Source organism: Pseudonocardia sp. SID8383, assembly GCF_009864975.1.
GTDB lineage: Bacteria > Actinomycetota > Actinomycetes > Mycobacteriales > Pseudonocardiaceae > Pseudonocardia > Pseudonocardia alni.
Window position 1 is genome coordinate 1 of record NZ_WWFY01000220.1, and the last position, 2,826, is coordinate 2,826.

The window sequence follows — 2,826 nt, forward strand, 5'->3', positions numbered from 1 at the left end:
CGGACGTTCCCGGCGGCGACGCCGCGTGCCCAGCTCGACCACCTGATCGCGCTCGGCCGCCTGACCGGGCGGGACCCGGCCGTGCTGCCACTCGACGTCGGTGACCACCGCGCCGTCGCCGCGACGGTCGGGCCCGGCTGAGCCCTCAGCCGTTCGCGGGCGGGTCGGCGCGCGAGCGGGTCGGCCGGCGCCGGGCCAGGACGACCCCGGTCAGCACGACGACCCCGAGCCCGGCCACCGAGACCAGGAACGGCAGCGACCCGGGGTCGGTGCCGAACGCGCCGACCGCGACCAGCGCCGTCGTGCCCGGGGTGACCCCCAGGACGGTGCCGAGGAGGTAGTGCCGGAACCGGACCGCGGTCAGCCCCCACAGCAGGTTCAGCACCGAGTACGGCAGGACCGGCGCGAGCCGGACCCCCACCACGGCCAGGACGCCGCGACGGCGCACCAGGTCGTCGACCACCGCCATCCGCTCCGCGCCCCGGCCCGAGCGGTCCACCAGCCGCAGCACCGTGTCCCGGCCCAGCCGCCGCGCCAGGGCGAACCCGACCGCCGCGCCGACGAACTTCCCGGCGAGCGTGGCGGGCAGCCCCTCGCCGAACCCGAACAGCACCCCGCCGAGCACGGCGAGCAGGCTGACCGGCACCGGGGTGAGCGACAGTCCGGCGTACAGTGCCGCCCACAGCAGCGGTCCCGCCCATCCGGTCCCGGCCAGGCCGTCGCGGAGCTGCTCCACCGAGGGCACCCCGACGGCGATCGCGACGACGACCGCGACGCCCACCAGCGCCACGAGCAGGACGGGACGCCAGAGGCGGGCGACGACGGGCCCGGTCACCGGGCTCCGGCGGGCGGTCGGGGCCCGGCAGCCCGGGGGATCTCCGGTGCGGTCGGCATCGTCGTGAGTATCCCCGCCGGGGCGCCGGCCCGCCGGGGGAGCGGACCGCACCCTGGACACCCGGTGCCGGCGACGGCTACGGTGACGGACCGGGCCGTCGACCGTGACGACCCCGGTCCAGCTCGACACATCTTCGGGCGACGCCTCCTCGGAGCCGTCGCCGTTCGGCCGTCCGGTACAGCTCAGTGCCCCGACGGCACCACGGGCCGACCGTTCCCGCAACGGGACCGGCCACCTCCCTCCTGGCGGACCCATGACCGCGCCCACGCCATCCCGTCGTCTCCTCCTCGTCCCCGAGCCCGAGCCCGCTCACGCCGGCCCGCAGGTCGAGGTCGGGTGCGGTCCCGCCGCGACCGTCGTCATCGGCGTGTCCGGCGACCTCGACCTCGCCACCGGACCCGCGGTCGAGGTGCGCGTGCTCGCCGCCGTCGACCTCGCGGCGGGTGGCCGGGTCGTACTCGACCTCAACGCCGTCCGTTTCCTCGGACTGCGCGGGGTCACGATCCTGCGCGCGGCCGCCGACCGCGCCCGTGCCCACGGGACCGCGGTCGTGGTGGTACTGGACCCGGCGGCGCCTGCGGCCCGGGCCCTGAGGCTGGTGCCCTCCCTCGGTCTCACCGTGGTCGCGGTCGACACCCCGGTGGCCGACGCGTCCTGACGGGGCGGGTGCCGGCGTCGCCGCTCCACGCCCCCGGTGCCACCGGCGGAGTCAGCGGGTCGCCGGGGCCCGCCGCGGGGCCGTCGGCGACGTGGGCAGTCGCGGTGCGGCGGGGGCGTCGAACCAGGGCTCGTCCGGAATCGACGGGTCCGGCGTCTCCCGGACCGCCGGGTCCGGGACGCCGTCGGTGGCCTGCGCCGGTCGGGTCGCGCCGAGGTAGTCGTCGCCGCGCCACCGGTACCAGGAGGTCTGCACCGGCAGCCCGAACGTCGGAGCGCTCACCATCCGGTCCTGCCCGACGAACAGTCCGACGTGGTGGACCTTGTCGACGGTGCCGTAGAAGACCAGGTCACCCGGGCGCAGCGGGGAGCCGGCGGGGACCCGCGGGCCGCGGCGGTACTGGGCGTGCGCGGTCCGTGGCAGGACGACGCCGGCCTTGCCGTAGGCGAACGCGGTCAGCCCGGAGCAGTCGAAGCCGCGGTCGCCGTTCTCCGGCCCGTTGCCGCCCCACACGAACGGCAGCCCGATCTGGCGCAGTGCGGCCTCGACCGCGGTGGCCGCACGCTGCTCGGGCGTCGCCGCCGGCCCGGCCGCGGCAACACCGCCGGTGACGAGCAGCAGGACCACGGCGACGAGCGTCGTCGCGAACGGGGACCGAAGCGGCACGGCGTTCCTCCCGGTCGCCCGCGGTCGGCGGGTGCGACGGGGCCACCGGGCGGTGACCTGCGCCGAACCTAGGGACGGGACCGCGGCGACCGGAAGCGGAAGCGATCGAGCGGGTGAACGGGGTGACCCGGTCGGTGCCGCGGTGGGTCCGGGGACCGGCGCGGGTCACCGACCGGGGCGGGTCAGCCCAGGCCCGGGATGCCCGGCATCTGCGGGAGGACCGGCGTCGAGGCGAACAGGTCCAGGTACATGCCGCCGGAGACCAGCAGCCCCAGGACGCCGAGCACCAGGCCGCCGAGGGCGACCGGCCGGACCCAGGCGCCCGCGGCGGGCCGGGCGGCCGGGCCGAGGACCAGGACGAGCCCGACGAGGACCGCGACCAGCGCGACGACGCCGTTGACCACGGCGGCGACGTCCCAGGGCGCGCCGTAGAAGGACTCGATGGTGTCGCCCGGGCTGCCGGTCGCGGCCTGGATCTGCCCGACGAGCGACTCGCGCTCGCGCAGCATGTCGCCGACGGAGGTGCCGGTCAGCGAGGCGAGACCGAGCCCCGCGGCGACGACGGCGCCCGCACCGGCGAGGCCGCCGCCGGAGGCGGTGTCGGCCG

Annotated in this window: 3 protein-coding genes and 1 pseudogene; 1 reads left to right on the plus strand and 3 read right to left on the minus strand. The window is 77.6% G+C overall.

All coding sequences use genetic code 11. The features are described 5' to 3' along the window. Window positions 1-145 precede the first annotated feature (145 nt). On the minus strand, window positions 146-835 hold the full coding sequence (locus GTW08_RS05415; protein WP_073573948.1) for a TVP38/TMEM64 family protein: 690 nt from the start codon (window positions 833-835) through the stop codon (window positions 146-148). A 313-nt stretch (window positions 836-1,148) separates the two neighbouring features. On the opposite strand from GTW08_RS05415, the gene GTW08_RS05420 reads away from it, so the two are divergent. Continuing rightward, window positions 1,149-1,553 (plus strand): STAS domain-containing protein, encoded by a 405-nt coding sequence (locus tag GTW08_RS05420; RefSeq protein ID WP_073573947.1) that lies wholly within the window; start codon window positions 1,149-1,151, stop codon window positions 1,551-1,553. A gap of 51 nt (window positions 1,554-1,604) precedes the next feature. On the opposite strand, the gene GTW08_RS32850 is transcribed toward GTW08_RS05420, so the two are convergent. Both GTW08_RS32850 and GTW08_RS05430 read right to left on the minus strand, forming a co-directional pair. Then, a complete protein-coding gene (locus GTW08_RS32850) occupies window positions 1,605-2,219 on the minus strand; it encodes a C40 family peptidase (protein WP_073573946.1) in 615 nt (204 codons plus the stop codon). Between the two features lie 182 nt (window positions 2,220-2,401). Beyond that, window positions 2,402-2,826 (minus strand): annotated as a pseudogene (locus GTW08_RS05430) (hypothetical protein); the annotation flags it as partial.

Bases quoted from the DNA above. Each gene is read 5' to 3' on its own strand.
- GTW08_RS05420 (WP_073573947.1), top strand. From the start codon at position 1,149: ATGACCGCGCCCACGCCATCCCGTCGTCTCCTCCTCGTCCCCGAGCCC.